Annotated in this window: 1 protein-coding gene and 1 pseudogene; both read right to left on the minus strand. The window is 62.4% G+C overall.

Annotated features, from left to right (window positions below; genetic code table 11):
• Positions 1 to 123: 123 nt before the first annotated feature.
• Entirely contained in the window at positions 124 to 1,455 is a 1,332-nt protein-coding gene (locus tag A2I95_RS35490) for an FMN-binding glutamate synthase family protein (protein ID WP_027256637.1), read from the minus strand.
• A gap of 19 nt (positions 1,456 to 1,474) precedes the next feature.
• A pseudogene (locus A2I95_RS35495) lies at positions 1,475 to 1,742 on the minus strand (protein GlxC); the annotation flags it as partial.

A 1,742-nucleotide genomic window follows, 5' to 3' on the forward strand; every position in this document is an offset into this window, starting at 1 on the left:
AAATACTTAACGCCTTTTTCTTTTGCGAAAGCAGCCAGATCTGTCGTCATGGTCCCACTCCCTTTCCCTGTTGAACGTGTTTTGAAAAAGGCGCGGCCATTGCCTGGCCGCACCTGCCAATCATCAGAACCCTGCTTTGCCAGGATACCAGTCGGTACCGGCCAGAGGCACACGCGCCATGGCGGCGGCCTCCATTGTCAGGGCGCACAGATCCTCAGGCTCGAGGTTGTGCAAATGGTTGTGGCCGCAAGCGCGCGCAATGGTTTGCGCTTCCAGCGTCATTACCTTGAGATAATTGCGCAGGCGGCGGCCGGCTTCAACCGGATCGACGCGCTTCATCAGCTCGGGATCCTGGGTGGTGATACCCGCCGGGTCCATACCTTCGTGCCAGTCGTCATAGGCGCCGGTGGTGGTGCCCAGCTTCTGGTACTCGCTCTCCCATTTCGGATCGTTGTCGCCCAGCGCGATCAGCGCTGCGGTGCCGATGGCCACCGCGTCAGCGCCCAGCGCCATTGCCTTGGCCACATCTGCGCCAGTGCGGATGCCGCCGGAGACGACCAGCTGCACTTCGCGGTGCACGCCCAGATCCTGCAGCGCCTGCACGGCGGGTCGGATACAGGCCAGTGTCGGCAGACCGACATGTTCGATGAATACGTCCTGGGTTGCGGCGGTGCCGCCCTGCATGCCGTCCAAAACCACAACGTCAGCCCCGGCCTTTACCGCCAGCGCGGTGTCGTAATAGGGGCGGGTGCCGCCGACCTTGATGTAAATCGGCACCTGCCAATCGGTGATCTCGCGCAGTTCCAGGATCTTGATTTCCAGGTCATCCGGGCCGGTCCAGTCCGGGTGGCGGCAGGCGGAACGCTGGTCGATGCCTTTCGGCAGGGTCCGCATTTCCGCAACCCGGTCCGAAATTTTCTGGCCCAACAGCATGCCGCCGCCGCCGGGCTTGGCGCCCTGGCCGACCACAACTTCAATCGCATCCGCTTTGCGCAGATCGTCCGGGTTCATGCCGTAGCGCGACGGCAGGTACTGGTAGACCAGCTTGCTGGAATGGCCGCGCTCTTCCGGGGTCATGCCGCCGTCACCAGTGGTGGTCGAGGTCCCGGCAGCGGACGCACCGCGGCCAAGAGCCTCCTTGGCCGGACCGGACAGCGCGCCAAAGCTCATGCCTGCGATGGTAACCGGAATATCCAGCTCAATCGGTTTTTTGGCAAAGCGGGTGCCAAGGGTCACCTTGGTCTCGCATTTCTCGCGGTAGCCCTCCAGCGGGTAGCGCGAGATCGAGGCGCCAAGGAACAGCAGATCATCGAAATGCGGCACCTTGCGCTTGGCGCCACCGCCGCGGATGTCATAAATTCCGGTAGCTGCCGCGCGGCGGATTTCCGCGTTGATCGGATTGGAGAAAGTCGCCGACTGGATCGGGACCGTACGGGGGATGTTATTGCTATCCATATCTTTTTGATCCCTGTCCTTAGTACGCTTGCGCGTTATCGACATCGAAGTTGTAGAGCTGACGGGCGGAGCCGTAGCGCTTGAACTCCTCCGGCTTGGCGTCTGCGCCGGCGCGGGCCAGCAGATCCTTCAGGATCTCTATGTGCTCCGGCCGCATCTCCTTTTCGATGCAGTCGGCGCCCAGGCTCTTGACCGAACCGCGCACAAAAAACCGCGCCTCGTAGCAGCTGTCGCCCAGCGCATCACCGGCGTCACCGAGCACCACCAGATTACCGGACTGCCCCATG

Source organism: Leisingera sp. F5 (assembly GCF_001593695.1).